Raw genomic sequence first — 23,474 nt, 5'->3', positions numbered from 1 at the left:
GCGCGGGGAAAACCGCAGCGCCTCCGCTTGCCGCTCTGGATCGTTTTCTGCCGCCTTCGCGGAGGGCTCTTCTCTTTGCGCCTTTGCGCCTTTGGGTGAACGACGTTCTTCCTCGCGCCCTCCCTTCGGGTGAGCAAAATCGATGAGCACGCTGGCGATCACCGGCGGCACCGGTTTCGTCGGTTCGCGGCTGATCGCGATCGCGACCGAGGCGGGGCATCATGTCCGCGCGCTCACGCGCCGCGAGCAGGCCGGGCGGGCGAACATCGCCTGGGTGCGCGGCGACCTTCATGCGCCCGAAGCGCTGGCCGAGCTGTGCCGGGGCGCCGATGCCGTGATCCACGTCGCCGGCGTGGTCAACGCGCCCGACCGCGAGGGCTTCGCCCGCGGCAACATCGAGGGGGCGCGCAACATCGTCGCCGCGGCCGAGGGCGCCGGGGTGCGGCGCTTCGTCCATGTCTCGTCGCTCGCCGCGCGCGAGCCGGGCATGTCGGCCTATGGCTGGTCCAAGGCGGAGGGCGACGCGCTCGTCATGGCCTCGGGGCTCGACTGGACGATCGTCCGCCCCCCGGCGATCTACGGTCCCGGCGACATGGAGATGCTCGAGCTGTTCCGGCTGGCGAAGCGCGGCCTCGCGCTGCTCCCGCCCGGCGGCCGGCTGTCGGTGCTCGAGGTCGGCGACCTCGCGCGGCTGCTGCTCGCGCTCGCGCTCACCGGCGCGCGCCGCCAGATCCTCGATGCCGACGACGGGGTCGAGGGCGGGTGGAGCCATAAGGAATTCGCCCGCGCGATCGGCACCGCGGTCGGCAAGCGCGTTGCCACCATCGCGCTCCCGCGGATGCTGCTGATGGCGGGCGCGCAGCTCGATCGGCTGGTACGCGGCCCCGGCGCCAAGCTCACCCCCGATCGCGTCGCCTATTTCTGCCACGAGGACTGGGTGATCGACGCGGCGAAGCGTCCGCCGGCCAATCTCTGGACTCCCCAGGTCGAAACCCCCGCGGGCCTCGCTGCCACCGCGGTGTGGTACCGCCAGCAGGGGCTGCTCTAGCCATCGCCCCGCCGCGGGCCCGTTTCCGCCGCATTTTCTTGGCACCGCGCGGGGATCGCACTAAGGGACCGCCCATGACAGACCGCGCTACCGTCTTCGAGACCGTCAAAGCCCAGATCGAGCCCTTCAACAAGAAGGGCGTGACGCTCACCGAGAGCACCACTTTCGCCGGCGACCTCGAATGGGACAGCCTCACCGTGATGGACTTCGTCGCGGCGATCGAGGACGAGTTCGACATCATCATCACGATGAACATGCAGGCCGAGATCGAGAATGTCGGCCAGCTGGTCGACGCGGTGCAGAAGCTCAAGGGCTAAGACCAAGTGACCGACAGCCTGAACACCGCCGACGCGCTTCCCGCCGATCCGGCCGCGGTCGCGCCGGAACGCGACCTCATGTCCAAGTTCGACGGCCTGATCGCCGAGCGGCAGAAGCTGCTCGACAGCGGCGTCACCGATCCGTTCGCGATCGTGATGGAGAAGGTCAAGTCGCCCACCGAGGCGGTGATCAAGGGCAAGGACACGATCCTGCTCGGTACCTACAACTACATGGGCATGACCTTCGACCCGGACGTGATCCAGGCCGGCAAGGACGCGCTCGACCAGTTCGGTTCGGGCACCAACGGCAGCCGCATGCTCAACGGCACCTTCCAGGACCATATGGAAGTCGAGCAGGCGCTGCGCGACTTCTACGGCGTGTCGGGCGCGATCGTCTTCTCGACGGGCTATATGGCCAATCTCGGCATCATCTCGACGCTGGCGGGGAAGGGCGAGTACGTCATCCTCGACGCCGACAGCCATGCCTCGATCTACGACGGCTGCAAGCAGGGCTATGCCGAGATCGTCCGGTTCCGCCACAACGACGTGACCGACCTCGACAAGCGCCTCGGCCGCCTGCCTGTCGAGGCAGGCAAGCTGGTGGTGCTCGAGGGCGTCTATTCGATGCTCGGCGACATCGCGCCGCTTCGCGAGATGGTTGCGGTCGCGAAGAAGCACGGCGCGATGGTGCTCGTCGACGAGGCGCATTCGATGGGCTTCTTCGGCCCCAACGGCCGCGGCGTCTATGAGGATCAGGGGCTCGAAGGCCAGGTCGACTTCGTGGTCGGCACCTTCTCCAAGTCGGTGGGCACCGTCGGCGGCTTCTGCGTCTCGAACCACCCCAAGTTCGAAGCGGTGCGGCTCGCCTGTCGCCCCTACATCTTCACCGCGTCGCTGCCTCCCTCGGTGGTCGCGACCGCCGCCACCTCGATCCGCAAGCTGATGCATGCGCACAACAAGCGCGCGCACTTGTGGGAGAATGCCCGCACGCTTCACGCCGGGCTCAAGGCGATGGGCTTCAAGCTCGGCACCGAGACTCCGGACAGCGCAATCATCGCAGTCATCCTCGAGGACCAGGAGCAGGCCGTGATGATGTGGCAGGCGCTGCTCGACGGCGGCCTCTACGTCAACATGGCGCGCCCGCCCGCGACGCCGGCCGGCACTTTTCTGCTGCGCTGCTCGCTCTGCGCCGAACATTCGGCCGAGCAGGTTCAGCAAGTCTTGAAAATGTTCCATGCCGCGGGGCAGGCCGTTGGCGTAATCAGCTGAAGCGAAAGCTTTTGCTTTTCAGAAGCGGGACTCGTCGCCTAGATTCAGGACGATGAGCGAAGCGCCTGCCAATGTGCTCGACCGCATCGTCAGTGCGACGAATTGGCGGATCTGGATGCTGGGGCTGCTGACGCTGCTCGGCGTCGGCGTGCTCGCGGCTATCCTAGTCCTGCAGCAGCGCACCGACCGCGAGCGCGACCGCGCGCTGGCGCTCCAGCAGCACAGCTTCGAGATCATGCTGCGCGCCAACCAGCTCTCGGGCGCCATCTCCTCGGCAGAGGCCGCGCTGGGCCGCTATGTGGTGAGCGCCGACAAGCAACTCGGCCAGCAATATGCCGCCTCCTGGACGCGCGCGGGCGAGCAACTCGTCCGGCTGCGCCAGGCCACCGCAGGCAATGCGGGCCAGCAGGCGCAGATTGTGCGGCTCCAGAAGGCGTTCCAGGAGCGCGGGCAGGAACTCAACGAGACCGCCTCCTATTCGGCGTTCAACCGCAACAGCGACGCCTGGGGCAGTTATTACCGTGTCCGCCAGAGTCCGGCGCGCCAGCGAGTCGAGGCGCTGCTCGGCCGCGTCGTCGACGTCGAGCGCGGCGTGCTGCGCGAGCGGACCGAGGCCGCGGGGCAGCTGATCGAGAATTCGAACATGGCCTCGCGGATTCTGATGGGATTCGGCATTTCGATCGTGCTCGGCGCCGTCGTGCTCGGCTGGCTCGCCATCGAGGCACAGGGCGAGCGCGCCGTCGCCGACGCCGAGGCCAATGCCCAGCGCGAGCGCGCCGCCGAGCTCCAGCGCGCGGTCGAGGCCGCGACCGCGCAGCTCCGCGCCGAGGCGCACGAGCGCGAGCAGGCCGAGGCGCAGCTCCGCCAGGTGCAGAAGATGGAGGCAGTGGGCCAGCTCACCGGCGGCATCGCGCACGACTTCAACAACATGCTGGCGGTCGTCCTCGGGGGGCTCGAGCTCGCCAAGCGCCATCTCCACAGCGGCGGGCCCGATGCCCAGCGCCACATCGAGAATGCAATGGAGGGCGCCAACCGCGCTGCCGCGCTCACCCGCCGCCTGCTCGCCTTCTCGCGCGCCGAGCCGCTGCTGCCCGAGGCGGTCGAGGCGGGGACGCTGATCGGCGGCATGTCCGACCTGCTCGACCGCACGCTCGGCGACACGATCCGCGTCAAGACCCGCGACAAGGGCAAGGGCTGGCGCGTCTGGGTCGACCGCCACCAGCTCGAGAATGCGCTGCTCAACCTCGCGGTAAACGCGCGCGACGCGATGGAGGGCAGGGGCACGCTCACCATCTCGACAGGCTGCGCCGAACTGACGGCGGGCGAAGTCGGCGAATGCGCGCCGGGCAGCTATGTCACGATCACGGTCAGCGACACCGGCTGCGGCATGCCCCCCGAAGTGCTCGACCGCGTGTTCGAGCCATTCTTCACGACCAAGCCAGTCGGCAAGGGGACGGGGCTGGGGCTCAGCCAGATCTTCGGTTTCGTGCGCCAGTCGGACGGCGAGATCGGGATCGAGACCCAGCCGGGGAAGGGCACGAGCGTCACCCTCTATTTGCCGCGCTATGTCGGCGAGGCGATGGCGGCGGCCGAGCCCGAGCTGCCGACCCTGTCCGCGGATTTGCCCGCGCTCAGCCTCAACGTGCTCGTCGTCGAGGACGACCCGCGCGTGCTCACCGCCACGGTTGCGGCGATCGAGGAACTGGGCCATCGCGTCACGTCCTGCGACGACCCGCTCGCCGCGCGCTCTGTGGTGGCGCGGATGGACGCCCTCGACCTGATCGTCACCGACGTGCTGATGCCGGGGCTGACCGGGCCCGAGATGATCGCCGGGCTGGGTGATTCGATCGACGGCGTGGCGGTGCTGTTCGTCACCGGATTCGCCGGCGAGGCCGAGCCCGAGGCCTTCTCGGGCCATTCGGTGCTCCGCAAGCCCTATACGCTCGCCGGCCTCGCCCGGGCGATCTCCGAGGCCATCGAGAACGAAGCCAAGCGCACGCGCGCCGCGGCGGAGTAGCCTAGCCTTCGCTCACCACAGAGTTGCGCAGCTGCGCCGCGGCGAGCTCGCGGGCCTTGTCGCGCGAAAGCCCCAGCGCGCGGGCCATGGGGGCGCCGAGCAGTGCATCGCCCAGCGCCATCAGCGTGAGCTGCAGCGTCTCTTCATGGAGCGGCATCGCCTGGTCGCTGTGGCCTTCGCCGATCTCGTCGACCAGCCGGTGGATCGCCTCGAGGATCGGGTCGAGCGCGTCCTCGTTGCCGGTGAGGATCATCCAGCTCGCCAGCGCACCGGCGCCTTCGCAGCCGAAGGCGTCGAAGGTCAGGTCGACGACTTCGCGCGGGTCATGGTCGCCCTCGCGCGCGCGCAGCACCGCGGCGGCGATCTTGGCGACGACCGAATCGGCGATGCTCGCGGCCAGTGCCTTCTGCAGCCCTGCGGCCGATCCGAAATGGTGGAGGAGATTGGCGTGCGTCCGCCCGATCCGCGTCGCGACTGCCTTCAGCGTCACCGCCTGCGGCCCCGATTCGATCAGCAGCGCCCGCGCGGCTTCGAGCGCGGCGTCGCGCGACTGCTCGGGGGAAAGGCGCTTGCGTCGATCGGCGGGCATGAAATCGGAAATTTTGGTTGTCCCGGTGTTCGCCATGCTGTGGCGGAAAGCGCGCGCGAAAGCAAAGCCTCCCGCCGGGCCGTCTCGGCGGGAGGCGCTTTGCGGCGCGCCGTCAGGCCGCCATCTTGCCGCGCGCCGGGTCGTCGCAGCTGTCCTCGCCGGTCAGGTCGAGTTCGAACCGCGCCGTCGCCACCGGTTCGCCGCGCGCGCGGCAGAAGGTCGGCGCGATCTTGCCGGTCGGGCGGAAACCGAGCTTGCGCAGCACGCGGCCCGAGGCGGGGTTGTCGGTGAAATGCCCGGCCGTCAGCTTGCGCAGCCGCAACGTGTGGCGCGCATTGGCGATCACCGCGCGCGCGGCCTCGGTCGCATAGCCGCGGCCCCAGGCGCCGGGCGTCAGCCAATAGCCGAGCTCGTGGTTGCCTTCCTCGTCGAGGTGGATGCCGATGCCGCCCACCAGACGCACTGCGTCCGGGTGATGCGCATAGATCAGCATCGCCTTCTCGCCGATCGCCTGCGGCTGCTTCAGGAAGTCGAGCGCATCGCCGAGCGTATAGGGCCAGGGCGCCTTGCTCAGCTTGGTCACGACCGCCTCGTGGCCGATTGCGCGCACCAGCTCGGGTGCGTCCTCGGGCCATCCGGGCCTCAGCGTAAGTCTCTGCGTACGCGCGAACATGATCACTCTCCTCGTGACGGCCAGCGCCTTGGCCCGTCAGCATGACAGGCCGGGGACACTGCAGGGGGAGGGAGCATGAAAAAAGGGAGCCGGGGCGACCCGTCTCCCTTTTCAGCTGGTCCGTGCGGACCCGGGTCACCCTGGTGGGCAACCCGGCTGGCTGCCCGATGTTACTCGGCGGCTTCCATAATCGCGTCGACGGAGCAGAACTTGCGGCCAAGCTTGCCTTCCTTGAACGACACGCGGCCGTCTACGAGCGCGAAGAGGGTGTGGTCCTTGCCCATGCCCACGTTCACGCCCGGGTAGAATTTGGTGCCGCGCTGACGCACGAGGATGTTGCCCGCGACCGCGAGCTCACCACCGAACTTCTTCACGCCGAGACGACGGCCGGCCGAATCACGACCGTTACGCGAAGAGCCGCCTGCCTTCTTATGTGCCATTGCCTATACTCCTCGAATCTCTGCTTACGCTTCCGCGGCCGGGGCTTCGGCCTCGGCGGGAGCGGCGGCCTTCTTCGCCTTGGGCGCGGCCTTCTTCTTCTCTTCCTGCGCACCGATGGCGGTGATCTTCAGGATCGTGTGCTGCTGGCGATGGCCGTTCTTGCGGCGATAATTGTGCCGGCGGCGCTTCTTGAAGACGATGACCTTCTCGCCCTTCGCCTGCGCGATGATCTCGGCCGAGACGGTCAGCCCGTCGGTAGCCTTCAGCTCGCTGCCTTCGCCGGCGAGCAGGATGTCGCCCAGCGTGACCGTCGAACCGGCCTCGCCCTCGAGCTTCTCGACGACGATCTTGTCTCCTGCGGCAACGCGATACTGCTTGCCGCCCGTGCGCACGACTGCGAACATGGCTCTTGTCTCAACCTACAAAATGCATGTGCCCGCCAAGGATAACCCCGGCAGGAGGAAGGGCGCAGCTAAGGGATGGCGGGGCTTCTGTCAACCGCCATCGGGCGCAAAAACCCTGTTGCCCCCTCGCAACACAGGTCCGCAATTCTACTGCAGCGCAGCAGTGTTGCTGTTTCGTTGCTGAAATAACGCCGCATAGTGCTGCCCGGAAAGCGGAAAAGCTTCCGCTTCGAGTGGGAGGCAAGACATGCGTCGTTCCATCTTCGTGCTTTCGGCAACCGCTTCCATCCTGGCATTCGCCACTTCGGCCCGCGCCCAGACTGCGACTCCCGCCGACCAGGCTCCTCAAACCGCTGCCGACGAGGGCCCCGGCAGCACCATTGTCGTCACCGGCTCGCGCGCCGCCAACCGCACCGTGGCGGACAGCCCGGTGCCGATCGACGTGATCTCGTCCGATGCGATGGCGAGCTCGGGGCTGGGCGAGACCAACAAAATCCTCAACCAGCTCGTCCCTTCGTTCAATTTCCCGCAGCCCTCGATCACCGACGGCACCGACGTGATCCGCCCCGCCTCGCTGCGCGGGCTTGCGCCGGACCAGACGCTGGTGCTGGTCAACGGCAAGCGCCGCCACGTCTCGGCGCTGCTCAACGTCAACGGATCGGTGGGCCGCGGATCGGCCGCAGTCGACCTCAACACGATTCCCGCACTGGCGATCGACCGAATCGAAGTGCTGCGCGACGGCGCCTCGTCGCAATATGGCTCGGACGCGATTGCGGGCGTGATCAACGTCCAGCTCAAGCGCGCCAACCACGGCGGCCGCGCGCAAGTGAGCTATGGCAAGTATATCACTACGCTGGAGGGCGTGCCCCGGGTCACGGGCCTGGCGCTGACCGGCGGCGCACCAACGCTCGATCCTGCCGACACGCGCATCTTCGCGGCCAATCGCGACGGCGAGCGCAAGGCGAATGACGGCGACCTGTGGACGCTCGGCTTCAACATCGGCCTGCCGGTCGGCGCCGAGGGCTATGTCAACCTGACCGCCGAATATCGTGATCGTGACAACACCAACCGCGCCGGATACGATCTGCGCCCCAACTACAACCGGCCGACCGCGGCGTTCGACCCGCGCGAAGTCGGCTTCAACCGGCTCAACTTCCAATATGGCGACCCCAAGACCGAGGACTATAACGTCTTCGTCAACGCGGGCGTGCCGGTCGGCGGGTTCGAGCTCTATGCCTTCGGCTCCTATGCCAAGCGCGACGGGCTGAGCGCGGCGAACTGGCGCCAGTCGGCCTCGGCGAACAACCGCGACTGGTCGGTGATCACCCCCGCGACGACGCCGACCACGGCCAATTTCGTGCCGCTGCGCCCCGACGGCTTCCTGCCGTTCATCCATTCGAACCTGGAGGATTATTCGGCGGCGATCGGCCTTCGCGGCGACCTGGGCGGCCTCTCGACCGATCTGTCGGTCGTCTACGGCCACAACCAGTTCGATTATCGCACCGAGAACAGCCTCAACACCTCGTACGGGCCGGGTTCGCAGACCGACTTCGACTCGGGCGGGCTGGCGTTCGGCCAGCTGACCGCGAACCTGGACCTGAGCCACGAGTTCGAGCTCGGCTTTGCCAAGCCGCTGACGCTGGCCTTCGGCGCCGAATATCGCAGCGATTCGTTCAACATCCGCCCCGGCGAGACGCAATCCTATGCGATCGGGCCCTATTTCATCGCCTCGCAGACGACGACTGCCGCCAATTGCGCGACGCTCGGCGGCGTGTTCAACGCTGGCACCAGCGTGTGCAGCTTCCCCGGCCGCGGCGCGCTGGTGGGGGCGCAGGGCTTCCCGGGCTTCCCGGCCTCGGCCGCGACCGACGTCAGCCGCCACAGCTATGCCGGCTATGTCGAGCTCGATACCGACCCGTTCGAAGGCTTCACCGTCACGGTGGCCGGGCGCTACGAGCATTTCTCGGACTTCGGGGGCACGCTCAACGGCAAGCTCGCCGCGCGCTTCGAAGTGACGCCGGGGATTGCCGTGCGCGGTTCGGTGTCGAACGGCTTCCGCGCGCCGTCGCTGCACCAGCAATATTTCACCACCACCTCGACCAACTTCATCTCGGGCGTGCCGGTGGAGATCAGCACCCAGCCGGTCTCCAGCCCCGTCGCGCGGGCACTGGGCTCAAAGCCGCTCGAGCCTGAGAAGTCGGTCAACTGGAGCGCGGGTGCGACGCTGAACCCGTTCCGCGGCTTCAACGTCACTGCCGATTACTACCACATCAAGATCAAGGACCGGATCGTCCTCACCGAGAACCTCGGCGCGGCGGGCAGCGGCACCGCGGCGGTGAACGCGGCGGTGAAGGCGATCCTCGACGCGAACGGCTTCCAGTCGGTGGGCGCGGCGCGCTTCTTCATCAACGGCCTCGACACGACCACCGAGGGTGTCGATGTGGTCGCCACCTATCGCCTCGGCCTCGAAGGGCTGGGCAACTGGTCGCTCTCCGCGGCGTACAACCGCAACACCAACCGGATCGACCGGCGCATCACCGATCTGGGCCCGCTCGCGGAGATTCCGGGGCTGGTGCTGTTCGGCCGGCTCGAGGGCATCCGCTTCACCAACGGCCAGCCCAAGGACAAGGTCGTGCTGAGCGCCGACGGCACGCTGGGCGCGTTCGGCATCACTGCGCGCACGACGCGCTACGGGCGCGTGATCGCACCCGGCGCGGCGGCCCCGATCGCAGCGCCGACCAGCCTCACCGATTATGGGCCCGACGACGTGTTCCTCGATCCCAAATGGGTCACCGACCTGGAGCTGCGCGTGACGCTGAAGGAACATGCGACCTTCGCGTTCGGCGCGAACAACCTGTTCGACGTCTATCCCACCGCACGCCCCACCGGCGCGCGGCCCGCAAATGTCGGCGGCTTCTACCCGATTGACGCCTATTACCAGCCGTACAGCGGCTTCTCGCCGTTCGGCTTCAACGGACGGTTCCTCTACGGGCGCTTCACCGCGCAGTTCTGACGATAGGGAAGGGGGCTCGTGTGGCCCCCTTCTCGCTTAGTGGCGATGCTCGCGCTTCAGCTCGTAGCGGCCGCCGGCATAGCGCTCGAAAAGGCCGCCGATCGCGGGATGGTCGACCGGCTCGTCGCTCTCGTCGGCCTCCAGATTCTGTTGGCTGACATAGGCGATGTAGGTCGAATCGGCGTTCTCGGCGAGGAGATGGTAGAAGGGCTGGTCCTTGCGCGGGCGCACGTCCTCGGGGATCGCCTCGTACCATTCGTCCGAATTGGCGAACACGGGGTCGATATCGAAGATCACGCCGCGGAAATCGAAGAGCCGGTGCTTCACCACGTCTCCGATCGCGAAGCGGGCGGTTGCCACCGGCGGCATCGGCACTCCGAGTTCGAAGGTACGCGCGGAACCTGGCACATGAGTCATGCAACTAATCTAATGCCAGTTCGCTCTCGCACAAGGACCGCTTGCGATCCGTGAATCGGTGCGCTAATGGCCCGCCCTCATCGACCGGCGCGCCGGTCCCGAGCAGGGACCAAAACGCGTCATCCCCATGCGGAGAGGTGGCAGAGAGGTCGAATGCGCCGCACTCGAAATGCGGTTTACGGGCAACCGTAACGTGGGTTCGAATCCCACCCTCTCCGCCACGGGGCGTTGAGACAGCGTCGGACCAGCGACGCTCCGGCCCCAAGGGCACCAATCCTCAGAACGACCAGCTCAGCCCGATGCGCGCGCGGTGATCCTGCGCCTTGCTCGACAGCGCGCCGCCATAGGTCAGGTCCAGCCGCAGCGACTTGCTGATCTCGCCGTTCAGCCCCAGCTCGCCGACCATGCTGTCCCGCGCGATCGGGAGGCCGGCGACGCTGAACCGCTGGCCGGCCAGGCTCGCGTCGACGATCGGCAGCCGGTCGCCGAACGCGTGCCGCCAGCCCGCCGACATTCGGAGCGTGAGCTTCCGTCCGCCGAGCGCGAAGCCGGTTTCGCCGCGCAGCCCGGTCGTCGTGAAGGTGGTGCGCATCGAATCGCCGTCGAACGCCAGTGCCGCGGATTCGCCCACCTCGTGCCCGCCGCCCATGTCGAGCCGGACATGCGCGACATTGGCGAAGGGCTCGATTGTGGCGGGCCCCATGTCCAGGCGATAGGCCGCCTCGGCGAACGCCTGTGCGGTGCGGGCACGATAGGTGGCGCGCAGCCCCTCGGCAAAGCCGGAGAAGGCCACTGCGCGCCGCGCCGCCACGTCCTGCCAGCTGAACACCAATCCGCCGCCGAGCGTCAGCGGCCCGGTCGTGCCGCCCGCGTAGAGCCCCGCATGGTAGCTGTCGATCTCGGCATTGCCCTTGCCGCGCAGCTCGTCGTGGTTGTGGCCGGCGAGCATGCCGATGCGGAAGCCGCCGCCCGGCGCCTGCATCTCGAATCCGGCAAGCCCGCCGGTCGAGGCATAGTCGAGCCGCGCGGCATTGCCGTCGCTAGCGCGGCGGCTCCACGAATCGAGCGACTGGCCCCACATGGTGATGCCCGGCGTATCCGGGGCGGGGCTGCGCAGCCGGGCGAGCGTCGCATCGCGTGACAGGCTGCTCGCCTCTACCAGCGCCGTGCGCAGCGAGGCGTGGAACTCGCCCGACAGGCTGTCGAATGCCTGGCGGGCGCCCGGGGCGTCGGCGGTGACCACTGCGTCATAGGCGGTGTTCCCCGGTGCCAGCGCTTCGGCCACCGTGGCGGTCGCGCGCTGGTTCGGCGTGGCGGCGACCGAGTCGAAGCGCACGTCGTTGCGCTGGAGCGTCAACGTGACGGCGCTCGACGTGTAGCCGAGGCTGGGGTTGAGGAAGGCATAGGTGGAGGTCACCGCGTCGAACCGGCCCTGGATTCCGCGCTGCGCGGTCAGGATCGTGTAGGTCGCGTTGGGGCGATAGGTGCCGTTGGCGCCGATATGCGCCACGGTGCCGGCCAGCGTCGCGCTGCCCAGCACGTCGATCCGGTCGCTGGCGGTGCCCGTGGGATCGACTTCGACTTCGTAGCGCGCGCCCGGCGCGATCACCAGGTCGCCTGCGATCGTGAGCGTACCGATCGACGGGCCCGGCGCGATGCGGCCGCCCGCATCGATGCGCACCGACCCCAGATTGCCGCGCCCGGCGAGTGCCGCGCCGCCGGCGACGGTCAGCCTGCCGCCCAGCGCGCCGTCGACGGTCAGCGATCCGGTGCGCACCAGAGTATCGCCGGTGAAGCCGCGCGAATCAGTGCCCCATGCAAGGTTGCCCGCGCCCGCCTTGACCAGCCGGCCGGTGCCTGAGAGCGTGCCGAGGTACCGCGTGTCCGCGGCGCTCGCGAACTCGATCGTCCCGCCCGAACGCAGCGTCGCATCGCCGGTGAAGCGGCCTGCGTTGGTTAGCACGCGTCCTTCCTCGATCGTCCAGTCGAGCGAACTCGGGCCGTTCAGCGTCAGGTCGCCGCTGCCGCGCTTGACGACGGTGCCCGCGACGCCGTCCAGCGCCGTGATGCCGCTCTTGAACGTGCCGTTCTCGCGCTGGTCGAACACCACAGTGCCCGCGTTCGAGAGGTCGCCGCGGATCGATCGCGCATTGCCGATCAGCGTGCCGCCTTCGACCTGGATGCCGAAGATATAGTCGTTGTCGCCCGAGAGGATCAGCGTGCCCGCGTCGCGCTTTACCAGATAGCTGTTGCCCGTGATCCGCGAGGCGATCTCTGCGGTCATGCCCGCGGACGCCGCGCTGCCGTCGCCGACGCGGATGACGGTGCGCTTCCCGCCGCCGAGCGTCAGCGTGTCGCCCGAGAGGGTGTAGCCCGAGACCGCGAACTGCATGCCGCCAGTGGAGATCGCCCCGTCGGCATCGTCGAGCAGCACCTGCCCGCCATGTCCGGCGAACACGGCGAAGTCGCCCGCTCCGGCAGTGCCGTTGGCGGTGCCGTCGACGCCGGTCCAGCTCGCGGCGCCGCTGCGCCAGGTGCCCGGCCCCCCGTCGACCAAGCCATTGCCGTAGCGGGTCGCATCGCCGCCATCCCAGAAGCGCAGCGGGCGATCGCCACTGGCGGACACGACATTGACTTGCCCCGGCGTCGCGGTCTGCACCGAAAGCGTGCCCGCCTGCTGCCCTGGCGGCAGGGCGCGGATCTCGAGCCCGTTGTCGGTGAATTGTCCGTCGTAGCTGAACAGCCGGTAGATGCCTTCCCCCAGCGGCGCCGAGCCGCCGACGTCGAGCGTTCCGTCGAGCACCAATGGCCCCACATTGACCTGGAACAGCGCCGGCTGATCGGATGTCGTGAAGCGCGCGGCGACGATCGCGCCGGGATCCAGCGTGAGACGCGTGAAACCAAGCGTGGTACCCCCGCGCCCTTCGAGCGTGCCGCCGGCGCCGATCGTGGCCCCCGCGACGTCGCCGTTGCCGGAAAGCGTGCTGCCGGCGCCCACCGAGACCGTCCCGCCGAACTCGTTGTCGACGCGCAGCGACGCGTTGGTGAGCTGCGTCTCGCCGAAGAAGTTGTTGGAATTGCCCGCCAGGCGCAGCGCGACGTCCTTCACGTCGAAACGGCCGCTCCCGGTCAGGCGCCCGTTGTAATCTCCCGCGGACTGGGTGCCGTCGCTGGTGATGGTGAGACGGCCCGCGCTGCCGATCGCGATGTCGGCGGCCAGCCCGACCTGCAGGTCGCTCCGCACGAATCCGGTGAGCCCGCCCTGCTCGATCGTCCAGGGCGCGAAGGTCCCGCCCGCGAGAGTGAGCGTGCCCGCGCCCCGCTTCGCCATCGCGCCCGACCCGCCGATATAGCCGCCGAAGCTGCCGTCGGCCGCCTGGTCGAACACGATCGTGCCGGTGTTCAAGATGTCGCCGCGGATCGAGGCCGCGCTGCCGATCAGCGTGCCGGCCTCCACCCGAGTGCCGCCGCTGTAGCTGTTGGCGCCGGTCAGGATCAGCGTGCCGGCCTCGCGCTTCACCAGCGCGGTGTCGCCGGCGATCGGCGCCGCGATCTCGGCAGTCATGCCGGACGAGAGCTGGCTCCCGTCGCCGACGCGGATCACGGTGGCGCCGCCGCCGGCGAGCGTCAGCGTGTCCCCCGAAAGGCGATAGCCGGTCGAGGCGAACTGGATGCCGCCGGCAGAGAGCGCGCCGTTGCTCGCGTCGAGCGTCACTTGCCCGCCCGGGCTCGTGAACACGAGGAAGGCGCCCGGATCGGCCGGGCCGTTGCTGGTGCCGCCCTGTCCGGTCCAGCTCGGATCGCCGTTGCGCCAGGTGCCGTCGCCGCCGTCGACCACGCCATTGCCGTAGCGCGTGGCATCGCCCCCGTCCCAGAAGCGCAGCGGGCTGTCGGACGCCTGTGCGACGACGTTGACCTGGCCCGGTACCGCGGTCTGCACCGACAGTGCGTCGGCCGACTGCCATTCGGGCAGCGTGCCCGGCACGAGGCCCCGATCGGTGAGCTGCCCGCCATAGCTGAGCAGGCGATAGATGCCCGGGTCGAGCGGCAGGCTGCCGGCGATGTTGATTTTGCCGTCGAGCGTGAGATCGCCGGTCACTGCGAACAGCGCGGGGGCGGTGGTGCCGGCGAAGGTCACGTCGAGGTTCGCAGCCGAGCCGAGCGTCAAGCTGGCGAGCGTGAGCGTGCTCCCGCCATTCCCCACGAGGTGCCCGTCGGTGCCGACCGTAACCGCGCCGACCTGGCCGGTGCCCGAAAGCACGCCGAGCGAGCCGACCGCGAGGCTCCCGCCGAGCGCGCCGTCGACGCGCAGCCGCGTTCCCGTCACGCGCGCCTGACCGGTGAAGCCGGTCGAGCTCGCGGCGAGCACCAGCGTCCCCGCTCCGGCGACGTCGAAGCCGCCGCTCCCCGACAGCGCGTAGCGATAGACCGCGTCGCCCGGGCTGCCGCCGGAAGTAAGCGTCAGATTGCCCGCCGCGCCGATTTCGATATTGCCGCCCAGGCTCACGCCGGGCGAGACGAGCCGGCCTTCGTCGATCCGCCAGTCGAGCCCCCCGCCGCCGATCGTAAGCGTGCCTTGGCCACGCTTGACCATGAAGCCCCAGATGCTCGCCAGCCCGCTGATCCCGCCCGTAAAGGTGTCGTCCTCGGCCTGGTCGAAGATCACCGTGCCGGCATTCTCCAGGTCGCCGCGGATCGATCGGGTGTCGCCGATCAGCGTGCCCGCGTCGACGCGCGTGCCGCCGGTGTAGCTGTTGGCGCCGGTCAGGATCAGCGTGCCGAAATCGTTGAACAACAGCCCGCTGCTGCCGGTGATCTCGGCGTCGATCCGCGTGGTCACGCCCTGGCCCGGACGGATCGAGGTATAGGCCCCGCCATCGAGCCGCAGCTTGCCGCCGGTGAGGCGATAGCCGTCGGTCAGGAACTGCATGCCGGTGACCGAGGGGATTCCCTGCGAATCGTCGATCGTCACCGTGCCCGGAGCGCCTTGGAAGACGGCGAAGGCAGGCACCGGGCGCATCGGGCCGTTGGTGGTGCCGCTGGTGTCGGTCCAGCTGGGTTCGGTCAGGCTCCAGATGCCCGATCCGCCGTCGACCACGCCGTTCTCGTGCCGCGCGAGGTCGCTCCCGTCCCAGAACCGCAACGTGGGCGCGGCTGCGGCGAGCGCGACTGTTTCCGGTTGGGCGCTGGTCTCCGGCGCCTGTGGCGGATCGCCGGAGCCTGTACTGGTCTGCGCGTGGGCGGAGAGGGGCGTGAGCGCCAGTCCGACGCCGAGGAGGAAAGGAGTGAAGCTGCCGTTGTCGAACACTGCATTACGCGTGACTGGCCGGGCCGGACTCTTTCCCACAAGCGCCTCCCTGTTCGTGCCTTTACAGCCCCGAATGCCCGGGTGATCTTCAATGGCTTTGCGTCGAACCGTGAAGCATATGGGAGCTGCCGAATGACTGACGCCTTCATTTGCGACGCGGTGCGAACGCCGATCGGCCGGTTCGGCGGCGCGCTGGCGGCAGTGCGCGCGGACGACCTTGCCGCGGTGCCGATTCGCGCGCTGGTCGAGCGCAATCCGGGCGTGGACTGGCAGGCCGTCGACGACGCGATCCTCGGCTGCGCCAATCAGGCGGGCGAGGACAATCGCAACGTCGCGCGCATGGCGGTGCTGCTCGCCGGCCTTCCGGAGCAGGTCCCGGGTTCGACCGTCAACCGGCTGTGCGGATCGGGCCTCGACGCGGTCGGTTCGGCCGCACGGGCGATCCGCGCGGGCGACGCGCAGCTGATGATCGCGGGTGGAGTCGAGAGCATGAGCCGCGCGCCCTATGTGCTGGGCAAGGCCGACGCTGCTTTCGCGCGCGACCAGAAGCTCGAGGACACCACGATCGGCTGGCGCTTCATCAATCCGGCGATGAAGGCTGCCTATGGCGTCGATTCGATGCCCGAGACCGGCGAGAATGTCGCCCGGCAATGGGGGGTGACGCGCGAGGAGCAGGACTTCTTCGCCCTGCGCAGCCAGGAAAAGGCCGCCGCCGCTCAGGCGAGCGGCCGCCTCGCCGCGGAGATCGTCCCTGTGGCGGTCCCGCAGAAGAAGGGTGATCCGGTCCTGGTCGACACCGACGAGCATCCGCGCGCGACGAGCCTGGAGGCGCTGGCGCGGCTCAGGCCGATCGTGCGGGCCGACGGCACGGTGACCGCCGGCAATGCCTCGGGCGTCAACGACGGCGCCGCGGCGATGCTCGTCGCATCCGAGGCGGCGGCGCGCGCGCATGGGCTGGCGCCGCGCGCGCGCGTGGTGGCGATGGCGGCGGCGGGCGTGGCGCCGCGCGTGATGGGCATCGGGCCGGTGCCCGCCGCGCACAAGCTGCTCGCGCTCGGCGGGCTCACGCTCGAGCAGCTCGACGTGATCGAGCTCAACGAGGCCTTCGCCAGCCAGGCCGTCGCGGTGCTGCGCGACCTGGGGCTCCCGCCCGACGATCCGCGCGCCAATCGCAACGGCGGGGCGATCGCGCTCGGCCATCCGCTCGGCATGTCGGGCGCGCGAATCGCGCTCGCGGCAGTCGAGGAGCTGCACCGCACCGGCGGGCGCTATGCCATGGCGTTCATGTGCGTCGGCGTGGGGCAGGGCGTGGCGCTGCTCCTCGAACGGGTCTGATCCGGCCGCGGCAGTCCCGTGTTACCCTAATTTACAACTCCCCGATCCTCTCCTGCCTTAAGAGTGTTTCGCGGATCGCCTCACCGGCCGGCGCGAGCTCCACACCCGCCGCCGGGCGGCCCGTGGAGGTCCTTCCGCAGAGCAAAGCAGCGGCCGGAGAGGGTTTCGGATCCGATGACACGCAGTCCCTGGTTGCCGGGCGGCAGTTCGTTCGCGAGGATCGGCGGGCGCCTACGTAAAAGCCGCAATATCGATCCTTCGGTTTGCACCGAGCGCGAAGCCCGACTAGATTCCTCATCGGCGTATTTTGCTCGGGGGAGTTTGTCGGTGCGATTGGCGGTGCTTGAAGACGATCCCGCGTTTCGCGCCGAGATCGAGGCCATGATGGCCAGCGTCGGGCACATCTGCCATTCGTTCAAGACGAGCCGCGCGCTCACCACCTCGCTTCGCCAGGAATCCTACGATCTTCTGCTGCTCGACTGGAATCTTCCCGATTTCAGCGGCCTGCAGTTGCTCAGCTGGGCGCGCGAGAACATCGATCCTTGCCCGCCGATCATCATGGTGACTGGCCGGATGGAGAGCACGGACCTTGTCGCGGCGCTCCAGGCCGGCGCGGACGACTATGTCACCAAGCCCGTGGAGCCTGCGGTGCTGATCGCGCGCGTCGCGGCGCTGCTCCGCCGCACCTACCCGATGTCGGCACCGGTGAGCGGCAAGGAAGAGCTCTGGGGCGCCACCTTCGATCATATGTCGCTGATCGTCGCCATCGACGATCAGGAAGTGACGCTGACCGCCAAGGAATTCGGCCTCGCGCTGGCGCTCTTCCGCAACATGCACCGGGCGATGAGCCGCACCCATTTGCTCGAGGCGGTCTGGGGCCGCAATCCCGACCTTCCGACCCGCACGCTCGACGTGCACGTTTCCCGCATCCGCGGGCGCCTGGGGCTCCGGCCGGAGCGGGGCTATCGCCTCGCCCCCGTCCACAGCTTCGGTTACCGCCTCGAGACGGTGGACTCGCGCGCGGTGGCGGAGGTCGCCTGATGCGTCTCCTATTGCTGGCAAGCGCCGCCCTGTTGGCGAACATGGGCGCTGCCGCCGCGCAGACCGCGCCCGCCGATTCCGATGAGGTGCTCTACACGGTTCGCAAGGGCGACACGCTGATCGGCCTCGCCCAGCGCGGCTTCAAGCGTGAGGCGGACCATGTCGTCGCGCAGCGCATCAACCGCGTGGCCAACCCGCGCGCGCTGCGTCCCGGCTCGGTGCTGCACCTGCCGCTGCGCCTGCTGCGCACGCAGCCGATCGGCGCCAAGGTTGCTGCCTTCCGCGGCGCCGCGACGGTGGCTGGCGCCCCGGCGCGCGTCGGCATGGAAGTGGGCGAGGGTGCCGAGATCCGCACCGACGCCAATGCCTTCCTTGCGCTCGAGCTTGCCGACGGCTCGCTGCTGACCCTGCCGTCGCGCTCGCAGATCCGGGTTACCGGTCTGCACCGCGTCGTGCTGACCGGCACCGCGGTGAAGACCTTCCTTCTCACCCAGGGGCGCACCGAAACCGAAGTCACGCCGATCAAGCGCGGCGACAGCTTCCAGATCCGCACGCCAGTGTCGGTCGCGGCGGTGCGCGGCACCAAGTTCCGCGTCAGCCTGCCCGACGCGGCGGACGCGGCGGGAACCGGCGTGCTCGAAGGCCATGTCGCCGTCGCCGCGGGCGAAAAGACCGTCGAGGTTCCGGCCGGGCAAGGCGTCGTCGCCTCCGCGCAGGGGCCCGGCGCGCCCGTCGCGCTGCTCCCCAAGCCCGCGCTGCTCGATCCCGACAAGCTGCAGGACGAGGCGCTCGTCCGCTTCCGCCTGAGCCCGGTCGAGGGCGCGGCGCGCTACCGCATCCAGCTCGCCACCGATGCGGGCTTCATCGACACCTTCGCCGAAGCCGAATCGGCGACTCCCGAGCTCAGCTTCGCGGACGTGCCGAACGGCAGCTTCTTCGCCCGCGCGACGTTGCTCTCGCGTGAGGGGATCGAGGGCTTCCCCGCAGTGAACAGCTTCGAGCGCAAGCAGAACAACATCACGGCCGAAGCGGCGGAAGTCGACGATTGCCCGGCGACGCGCTGCCTGCGCTTCCGCTGGCGCGCGGGCGGGGAGGGCGATCGCCGTTTCCGCTTCCAGATCGCGCCGGCGCCGGGCGCGAAGCCGATCATCGACAATGCCGAGATGACGGGGAGCGAGATCGTCATTACCGATCTTCCGGGGGGGACCTACTATTGGCGCGTCGAGAGCAGCCTGATCGAGGATGGAAAGCGCCAGTCCAAATGGATGGACTATCAGGAGCTGCGGGTAGCACCGATGCGCCGCTGACCGTCGCGGCATGGTGAGCCGCAGCCGCCGCATCTTCGCGGAATGGCTGACGGTCGCCATACTCGCGACCGGCGCGCTGGCGCTGGCGGTCTCGGCCGATCTGTTCCGCCGCGGCGACAATCTCGTCTACGATCGGCTCACCTTGCTCGCCCGCCAGCCGGCGAGCGAGGACATCATCATCGTAGCGATCGACGACGAGAGCATCGGCCGGCTTGGCAATTTCCCCTGGCCACGCGACATCCACGCGCGCCTGCTCGATCGGCTCCAGGCGGCCGGGCCGCGCGTGATCCTCTATGACGTGCTGTTCGTCGATCCGACCGCGCACGACGCTGAGCTCGCCCGCGCGGCGGCCGCGGCCAGACCCATTCTGCCGCTCTACGTCGAAGTGCCGGGGCGCAACGGCGAAGCGGTGACGGTCGTCGAGCCGATCGCCCCGCTGCGAGCGGCGGGCGCGTCGATCGGCCATGCCAATCTGTCGCCCGACGAGGACGGGATCGTGCGTCGGGTCCATCTCGCCGAGGGACGCAGCGATCGGCTCTGGCCGCACGTCGCGGCGCTCGCCGCGTGCCGCGCCGCCGGCGTGGCCTGCGCGCTGCCGAAGCAGGCGAGTGGCGAGGGGCTGGTGCGCGCGCGCTCGTACCTCATTCCCTTTTCGGGCGCGCGGCAGCATTATCGTACCGTTCCCTTCTCGGCCGTGCTCGAAGGCGGGGTTCCCGCGGCCTTCTTCAGGGACAAGATCGTCCTCGTGGGCGCGACTGGCACAGGGCTGAGCGACGCCTATGCGACGCCGCTTGCCGAGCCCAATGCGCTGATGCCCGGGGTCGAGCTCAACGCCAACATCGTCCAGGCGCTGATCTCGGGCCGGGCGATAACGCCTGCAGCGTCCTGGCTGCGCTACGCCGTCGCGCTCGGCCCGCTCTGGATCCTGCTGGCCGGCTTCCTGCGGGCGCGACCGCGGTTCAATTTCCTCCTCGGCCTCGCGCTCGCCGCGGGCATCTTTGTGCTCAGCGCCGGGATGTTGTTGCTTGACGGCATATGGGCCTCGCCGGTGGCGGCGCTGGCCGGTCTGGTCGCCGTCTATCCCTTGTGGGGCTGGCGCCGCCTGGAGGCGACCACCGGCTACATGCACGAGGAGCTCGAGCGCTTCCGCAGGGATCCCGACCTGTTGCTCCCGGTGGAGCACCGGACCGGCGAGACGGTGCAGACCGAAATCGACTTGCTCCGCGGTGCGATCGCCCGCGCGCGCGACCTCCAGCACTTCATCGCGGACACGCTCAAGGGGCTTCCCGACGCATCGATCGTGATCGGCGCCGACGGGCATATCCGCATGCTCAACGACCGCGCGCATGAACTGCTCGGCGCCGCCGAGGGGCGGCACTTCTCGCCCATAGTGGCCGAGCTCGCCAACGACTCCGCGCTCGCCGCGGAGCGTGCGCCGGGCAAGGACGCACTGCCCGCCGAGATCCGCGACCGTCACGGCCGCATCTTCGACGTGCGCTGGTCGCCGATCCGCGACCGCGAAGGCGCGCTCGCCTCCTGGGTGCTGCGCCTCGCCGACGTGACCGAATTCCGCACCGCGACGCGCCAGCGCGAAGAGGCGCTCCAGCTCCTGACGCACGACATGCGTTCGCCCCAGGCATCGATCCTCACCGTGCTCCGTCAATCCAGGGACGCGGTCGAACCGGGCGTCGCGAAGCGGATCGAGGGCTATGCCCGCCGCACGCTCGCGCTCGCCGACGGCTTCGTCCAGCTGGCGCGGGCGGAGGCGCAGCCGATCGCGTTCGACGACGTCGATCTGCACGACGTGGTGCTCGACGCGGTCGACGATCTCTGGCCCCAGTCCTCGGCGCGGCGGATGCCGGTCGAGACGCATGGCTGCGACGAGGAAGTGCTGGTCCGCGGCGACCGCGGCCTGCTCACGCGCGCGGTGATCAACCTGGTGGGCAATGCGATCAAATATGCGCCGGAGGCGTCTACCGTGCGCTGTGGCATCCAGAAGGATCGTGGCGAAGTCACGATCTGGGTGCACGACGAAGGCGCGGGATTGACGGAGGCGCAGGTCGCCTTGCTCTTCCAGCCGTTTCGCCGGCTCAATCCCGCCGCCTCGGAGGGCGCCGGGCTGGGGCTCACCTTCGTGCGCTCGGTAGCCGAGCGGCACGGCGGAACCGTCTCCTGCCGGAGCAAGCCGGGCGAGGGGACGCGCTTCGAGCTGCGCATTCCCTATTGCCCGGGGAACGCTCCGCCTAGCAGCGCGACGGGGCAGGCGCAGTTGCCGCTTGGCGCGGGTCGCCGGGAAGCGCCGCTGCAGTGAGCACTGCAATATGTTCCTCCGCCGATCCGCTGCGCGCGCGCAGGCTCGCCGAGCCCTGATAGACCGGCGCGGACGTGTGGGCATCGAGCACGCGCACGTTGAGCGTCTGGACGGTGCCTCCGCCCATCAACCACTTCTTGCCGGAGCGGGCGGTCCAGTCGGGTGCGGTGCAGCCCGGCGTGAAGGCGCCGACGCCTCGGGCACGCTCCGCCATGCTCACTTCGACCAGCAGGTCGGGATTGCTCGCCGCCGGCGCATAGCCGAGCTGTCGCAGCCGCGCTTCCACCTGCCGAGCCGCAGCTTTGGAGTCGTCGTCCGCCGCTGCGTTCACCGCGAAGCTGCGGGCGCTCGCCGGCACACCGGGAGCATAGCTGGCCGCGGTAGCAACGGGGCGCGCAGCGCAGCCGGCGAGCAGCCCCGCCGAAGCCAGAACAAATGCAAGCGATTTCATGGCTCTATCCCGCTTTCACTACGGCCTGACGGCCGTTACTGTTGTTTACACCCACCCCGGAAGGCTGCGTGCTAAGCAAATAGCATCATTATTGTTTCGCGGGGAAGAACATGAAATTCGAAGTCTACAAGGATCGTCGCGGCGAATTTCGCTGGCGGCTGAAGCATTCCAACGGGAACATCCTGGCCACCTCGTCCGAGGGCTACAAGGCCAAGGACAGCGCGCTTCGCTGCATCGAGAACGTCCAGAAGTCGGCAGACGCTGAAGTTCATCACGCCTGAGCTCTGCACGCGCTCAGGCATGGTGGGCGGGGCCGCGAACATTCTCCCCCCCCGCTTCGCGCGCCCCGCCAAGTTTTCAATGGGATATCGATAGATGCTCAAGGATTTTCGCGCCTTTCTGGCGCAGGGCAACGTGCTCGGCCTGGCCGTCGCGGTGATCATCGGCGCGGCATTCGGCAAGATCGTCAGCTCGCTGACCGACGATCTCCTGATGCCGGTGATCGGTGCCATCTTCGGCGGGTTCGATTTCTCGAGCCACTTCGTGGTCCTGGGCTCGATCCCGGAAGGGTATAAGGGCTCGCTGAGCGACTATGCCGCGCTCAAGGCGGCAGGCGTTCCGCTGCTCGGCTATGGGCAGTTCATCACGGTCGCAGTCAACTTCCTGATCCTGGCCTTCATCATCTTCCTGCTCGTGCGGGCTGCCTCGAAGGTCTTCAAGGAAGCCGCCGCCGAGCCGACCGAGGAAGTGGTGCTGCTTCGCGAAATCCGCGATTCGCTCAATCGGAAGTGAAAGCTGCCCTCGGGTCGCATGCCAGGGCGGTGCGTGATTGAAGACGCGAAAGATCTCGCCGGCAGAGCCGGCAGCTTTGATCGGGGGCGCCGAGCGCAGCCCCGGTCGACAGGGGCGAGAGCCAGGAACTCCGCCGTCGTTCGAAAATTCGATCGCCGCCGCTGAGGAAGCGAGGAGCGCATACGTGTCCGGGAAGGTCGTCAGCAGCAATGGCACGTCACATCGCGTGACGGTTTGCAGCCTTGCCGACGGCGGCTTCCGGATCGAGGGCGCAGAGGGAATTCGAAATGGTGAGAAGATCCTACTCCTGTTGCCCGACGCCGTCGTCGAAGCCAGCGTCCGCTGGGTGGTGGGCGACCAGGCCGGTGCGGTCGCCCTCGGCTGATGGCCGCAGGAATGCAGCCGCGGCCGCGATGATGACCGAACAGTTCGGCGATCTTCACGAGGACGAAGTGGCGCTCCGCGTGCTCACGCAGTTGGACCGCTGGTGGCCGATCGCACGCGACGTGGTTCCCGATTCACTCGAGCTCGGCGGCGAGAACCCCAATCTGGACCTGCTCCGCGCCGTCGAGCTGCTCTCCGATCGCGGTTATCTGATGTATGAGGCGCTGGTGATCAGCGGCGGCGTCCCGATGTTCCGTGATGCGCTGATCACGCGCAGCGGCATTGTCGCGCTCGAATCGTTGCGCTCCGGCCGCCTGCTCTGAACGGCGGCCACACCGGCCTCTTCTGAAATCGCTT

20 protein-coding genes and 1 tRNA gene are annotated in these 23,474 nt (G+C 68.7%); 14 read left to right on the top strand and 7 right to left on the bottom strand.

The annotated features are described in order from the left end of the window. Positions 1 to 142: 142 nt before the first annotated feature. The 4 genes from J7500_RS06260 (at position 143) to J7500_RS06245 (ending at position 4,651) form a co-directional block, all read left to right on the top strand. Entirely contained in the window at positions 143 to 1,048 is a 906-nt protein-coding gene (locus J7500_RS06260; RefSeq protein ID WP_294060748.1) for an NAD(P)-dependent oxidoreductase, read from the top strand. A gap of 74 nt (positions 1,049 to 1,122) precedes the next feature. Next, complete coding sequence (locus J7500_RS06255; protein WP_294060747.1) at positions 1,123 to 1,365, top strand: acyl carrier protein; 243 nt, start codon at positions 1,123 to 1,125, stop codon at positions 1,363 to 1,365. A gap of 6 nt (positions 1,366 to 1,371) precedes the next feature. Further along, a complete protein-coding gene (locus J7500_RS06250) occupies positions 1,372 to 2,634 on the top strand; it encodes an aminotransferase class I/II-fold pyridoxal phosphate-dependent enzyme (protein ID WP_294060746.1) in 1,263 nt (420 codons plus the stop codon). A gap of 52 nt (positions 2,635 to 2,686) precedes the next feature. After that, positions 2,687 to 4,651 (top strand): ATP-binding protein, encoded by a 1,965-nt coding sequence (locus J7500_RS06245; RefSeq protein ID WP_294060745.1) that lies wholly within the window; start codon positions 2,687 to 2,689, stop codon positions 4,649 to 4,651. A gap of 1 nt (position 4,652) precedes the next feature. Here the strand turns inward: J7500_RS06245 and J7500_RS06240 are convergent, their stop codons facing one another. The 4 genes from J7500_RS06240 to rplU all read right to left on the bottom strand — a co-directional run bounded on the left by J7500_RS06240 (position 4,653) and on the right by rplU (position 6,758). Next, positions 4,653 to 5,240, bottom strand: a complete 588-nt coding sequence (locus tag J7500_RS06240; protein WP_294060744.1) for a TetR family transcriptional regulator — start codon at positions 5,238 to 5,240, stop codon at positions 4,653 to 4,655. Between the two features lie 112 nt (positions 5,241 to 5,352). After that, positions 5,353 to 5,913 carry a GNAT family N-acetyltransferase gene (locus J7500_RS06235; RefSeq protein ID WP_294060743.1) on the bottom strand — a complete coding sequence of 187 codons (561 nt, stop codon included), beginning with the start codon at positions 5,911 to 5,913 and terminating at the stop codon, positions 5,353 to 5,355. Between the two features lie 170 nt (positions 5,914 to 6,083). After that, entirely contained in the window at positions 6,084 to 6,353 is a 270-nt protein-coding gene (rpmA, locus tag J7500_RS06230) for a 50S ribosomal protein L27 (RefSeq protein ID WP_294060742.1), read from the bottom strand. Between the two features lie 24 nt (positions 6,354 to 6,377). After that, positions 6,378 to 6,758, bottom strand: a complete 381-nt coding sequence (rplU, locus tag J7500_RS06225) for a 50S ribosomal protein L21 (RefSeq protein ID WP_294060741.1) — start codon at positions 6,756 to 6,758, stop codon at positions 6,378 to 6,380. 247 nt (positions 6,759 to 7,005) lie between these two features. On the opposite strand from rplU, the gene J7500_RS06220 reads away from it, so the two are divergent. Then, on the top strand, positions 7,006 to 9,771 hold the full coding sequence (locus tag J7500_RS06220; protein WP_294060739.1) for a TonB-dependent receptor: 2,766 nt from the start codon (positions 7,006 to 7,008) through the stop codon (positions 9,769 to 9,771). A 36-nt stretch (positions 9,772 to 9,807) separates the two neighbouring features. Here the strand turns inward: J7500_RS06220 and hspQ are convergent, their stop codons facing one another. Continuing rightward, positions 9,808 to 10,140, bottom strand: a complete 333-nt coding sequence (gene hspQ, locus J7500_RS06215) for a heat shock protein HspQ (protein ID WP_294060737.1) — start codon at positions 10,138 to 10,140, stop codon at positions 9,808 to 9,810. A gap of 179 nt (positions 10,141 to 10,319) precedes the next feature. Here hspQ and J7500_RS06210 point away from each other — a divergent pair. Then, positions 10,320 to 10,409: transfer RNA gene (locus J7500_RS06210), tRNA-Ser, on the top strand. Between the two features lie 56 nt (positions 10,410 to 10,465). Here the strand turns inward: J7500_RS06210 and J7500_RS06205 are convergent. Next, the gene (locus J7500_RS06205) at positions 10,466 to 15,535 is read right to left on the bottom strand and encodes an autotransporter domain-containing protein (RefSeq protein WP_294060735.1); all 5,070 of its coding nucleotides are present in this window, start codon (positions 15,533 to 15,535) and stop codon (positions 10,466 to 10,468) included. A gap of 93 nt (positions 15,536 to 15,628) precedes the next feature. Between J7500_RS06205 and pcaF the strand changes: the two genes are divergently transcribed. From pcaF to J7500_RS06185, 4 genes are all read left to right on the top strand, one after another. Continuing rightward, positions 15,629 to 16,831, top strand: coding sequence for a 3-oxoadipyl-CoA thiolase (gene pcaF, locus J7500_RS06200; RefSeq protein ID WP_294060734.1), 1,203 nt, complete (start codon positions 15,629 to 15,631; stop codon positions 16,829 to 16,831). Positions 16,832 to 17,158: 327 nt separating this feature from the next. Next, positions 17,159 to 17,872, top strand: a complete 714-nt coding sequence (locus J7500_RS06195) for a response regulator transcription factor (RefSeq protein WP_294060733.1) — start codon at positions 17,159 to 17,161, stop codon at positions 17,870 to 17,872. Beyond that, entirely contained in the window at positions 17,872 to 19,179 is a 1,308-nt protein-coding gene (locus tag J7500_RS06190; protein WP_294060731.1) for a FecR domain-containing protein, read from the top strand. The genes J7500_RS06195 and J7500_RS06190 overlap by 1 nt, the downstream gene beginning before the upstream one ends. A 10-nt stretch (positions 19,180 to 19,189) precedes the next feature. Next, complete coding sequence (locus J7500_RS06185) at positions 19,190 to 21,490, top strand: CHASE2 domain-containing protein (protein WP_294060730.1); 2,301 nt, start codon at positions 19,190 to 19,192, stop codon at positions 21,488 to 21,490. Here J7500_RS06185 and J7500_RS06180 read toward each other — a convergent pair. Then, a complete protein-coding gene (locus J7500_RS06180; RefSeq protein WP_294060729.1) occupies positions 21,423 to 21,941 on the bottom strand; it encodes a DUF4136 domain-containing protein in 519 nt (172 codons plus the stop codon). The genes J7500_RS06185 and J7500_RS06180 overlap by 68 nt on opposite strands. Positions 21,942 to 22,051: 110 nt before the next feature. On the opposite strand from J7500_RS06180, the gene J7500_RS06175 reads away from it, so the two are divergent. The 4 genes from J7500_RS06175 to J7500_RS06160 all read left to right on the top strand — a co-directional run bounded on the left by J7500_RS06175 (position 22,052) and on the right by J7500_RS06160 (position 23,440). Beyond that, positions 22,052 to 22,222, top strand: a complete 171-nt coding sequence (locus J7500_RS06175) for a DUF1508 domain-containing protein (protein WP_294060728.1) — start codon at positions 22,052 to 22,054, stop codon at positions 22,220 to 22,222. 94 nt (positions 22,223 to 22,316) lie between these two features. Then, positions 22,317 to 22,733: a large conductance mechanosensitive channel protein MscL gene (gene mscL / locus J7500_RS06170; RefSeq protein WP_294060727.1), complete on the top strand. Its 417-nt coding sequence runs from the start codon at positions 22,317 to 22,319 to the stop codon at positions 22,731 to 22,733. A 184-nt stretch (positions 22,734 to 22,917) separates the two neighbouring features. Then, entirely contained in the window at positions 22,918 to 23,118 is a 201-nt protein-coding gene (locus J7500_RS06165; RefSeq protein WP_294060726.1) for a hypothetical protein, read from the top strand. 31 nt (positions 23,119 to 23,149) lie between these two features. Continuing rightward, positions 23,150 to 23,440: a hypothetical protein gene (locus J7500_RS06160; RefSeq protein WP_294060725.1), complete on the top strand. Its 291-nt coding sequence runs from the start codon at positions 23,150 to 23,152 to the stop codon at positions 23,438 to 23,440. Positions 23,441 to 23,474: the final 34 nt, after the last annotated feature.

Source organism: Sphingomonas sp. (assembly GCF_017744835.1).
GTDB lineage: Bacteria > Pseudomonadota > Alphaproteobacteria > Sphingomonadales > Sphingomonadaceae > Sphingomonas.
This window is presented reverse-complemented; position numbering and strand designations above follow the sequence as displayed.

Bases quoted from the DNA above. Each gene is read 5' to 3' on its own strand.
- J7500_RS06260 (WP_294060748.1), top strand. From the start codon at position 143: ATGAGCACGCTGGCGATCACCGGCGGCACCGGTTTCGTCGGTTCGCGG.
- J7500_RS06255 (WP_294060747.1), top strand. From the start codon at position 1,123: ATGACAGACCGCGCTACCGTCTTCGAGACCGTCAAAGCCCAGATCGAG.
- J7500_RS06245 (WP_294060745.1), top strand. From the start codon at position 2,687: ATGAGCGAAGCGCCTGCCAATGTGCTCGACCGCATCGTCAGTGCGACG.
- J7500_RS06240 (WP_294060744.1), bottom strand. From the start codon at position 5,240: ATGCCCGCCGATCGACGCAAGCGCCTTTCCCCCGAGCAGTCGCGCGAC.
- J7500_RS06235 (WP_294060743.1), bottom strand. From the start codon at position 5,913: ATGTTCGCGCGTACGCAGAGACTTACGCTGAGGCCCGGATGGCCCGAG.
- rpmA (WP_294060742.1), bottom strand. From the start codon at position 6,353: ATGGCACATAAGAAGGCAGGCGGCTCTTCGCGTAACGGTCGTGATTCG.
- rplU (WP_294060741.1), bottom strand. From the start codon at position 6,758: ATGTTCGCAGTCGTGCGCACGGGCGGCAAGCAGTATCGCGTTGCCGCA.
- J7500_RS06220 (WP_294060739.1), top strand. From the start codon at position 7,006: ATGCGTCGTTCCATCTTCGTGCTTTCGGCAACCGCTTCCATCCTGGCA.
- hspQ (WP_294060737.1), bottom strand. From the start codon at position 10,140: ATGCCGCCGGTGGCAACCGCCCGCTTCGCGATCGGAGACGTGGTGAAG.
- pcaF (WP_294060734.1), top strand. From the start codon at position 15,629: ATGACTGACGCCTTCATTTGCGACGCGGTGCGAACGCCGATCGGCCGG.
- J7500_RS06190 (WP_294060731.1), top strand. From the start codon at position 17,872: ATGCGTCTCCTATTGCTGGCAAGCGCCGCCCTGTTGGCGAACATGGGC.
- J7500_RS06185 (WP_294060730.1), top strand. From the start codon at position 19,190: ATGGTGAGCCGCAGCCGCCGCATCTTCGCGGAATGGCTGACGGTCGCC.
- J7500_RS06180 (WP_294060729.1), bottom strand. From the start codon at position 21,941: ATGAAATCGCTTGCATTTGTTCTGGCTTCGGCGGGGCTGCTCGCCGGC.
- J7500_RS06175 (WP_294060728.1), top strand. From the start codon at position 22,052: ATGAAATTCGAAGTCTACAAGGATCGTCGCGGCGAATTTCGCTGGCGG.
- mscL (WP_294060727.1), top strand. From the start codon at position 22,317: ATGCTCAAGGATTTTCGCGCCTTTCTGGCGCAGGGCAACGTGCTCGGC.
- J7500_RS06160 (WP_294060725.1), top strand. From the start codon at position 23,150: ATGACCGAACAGTTCGGCGATCTTCACGAGGACGAAGTGGCGCTCCGC.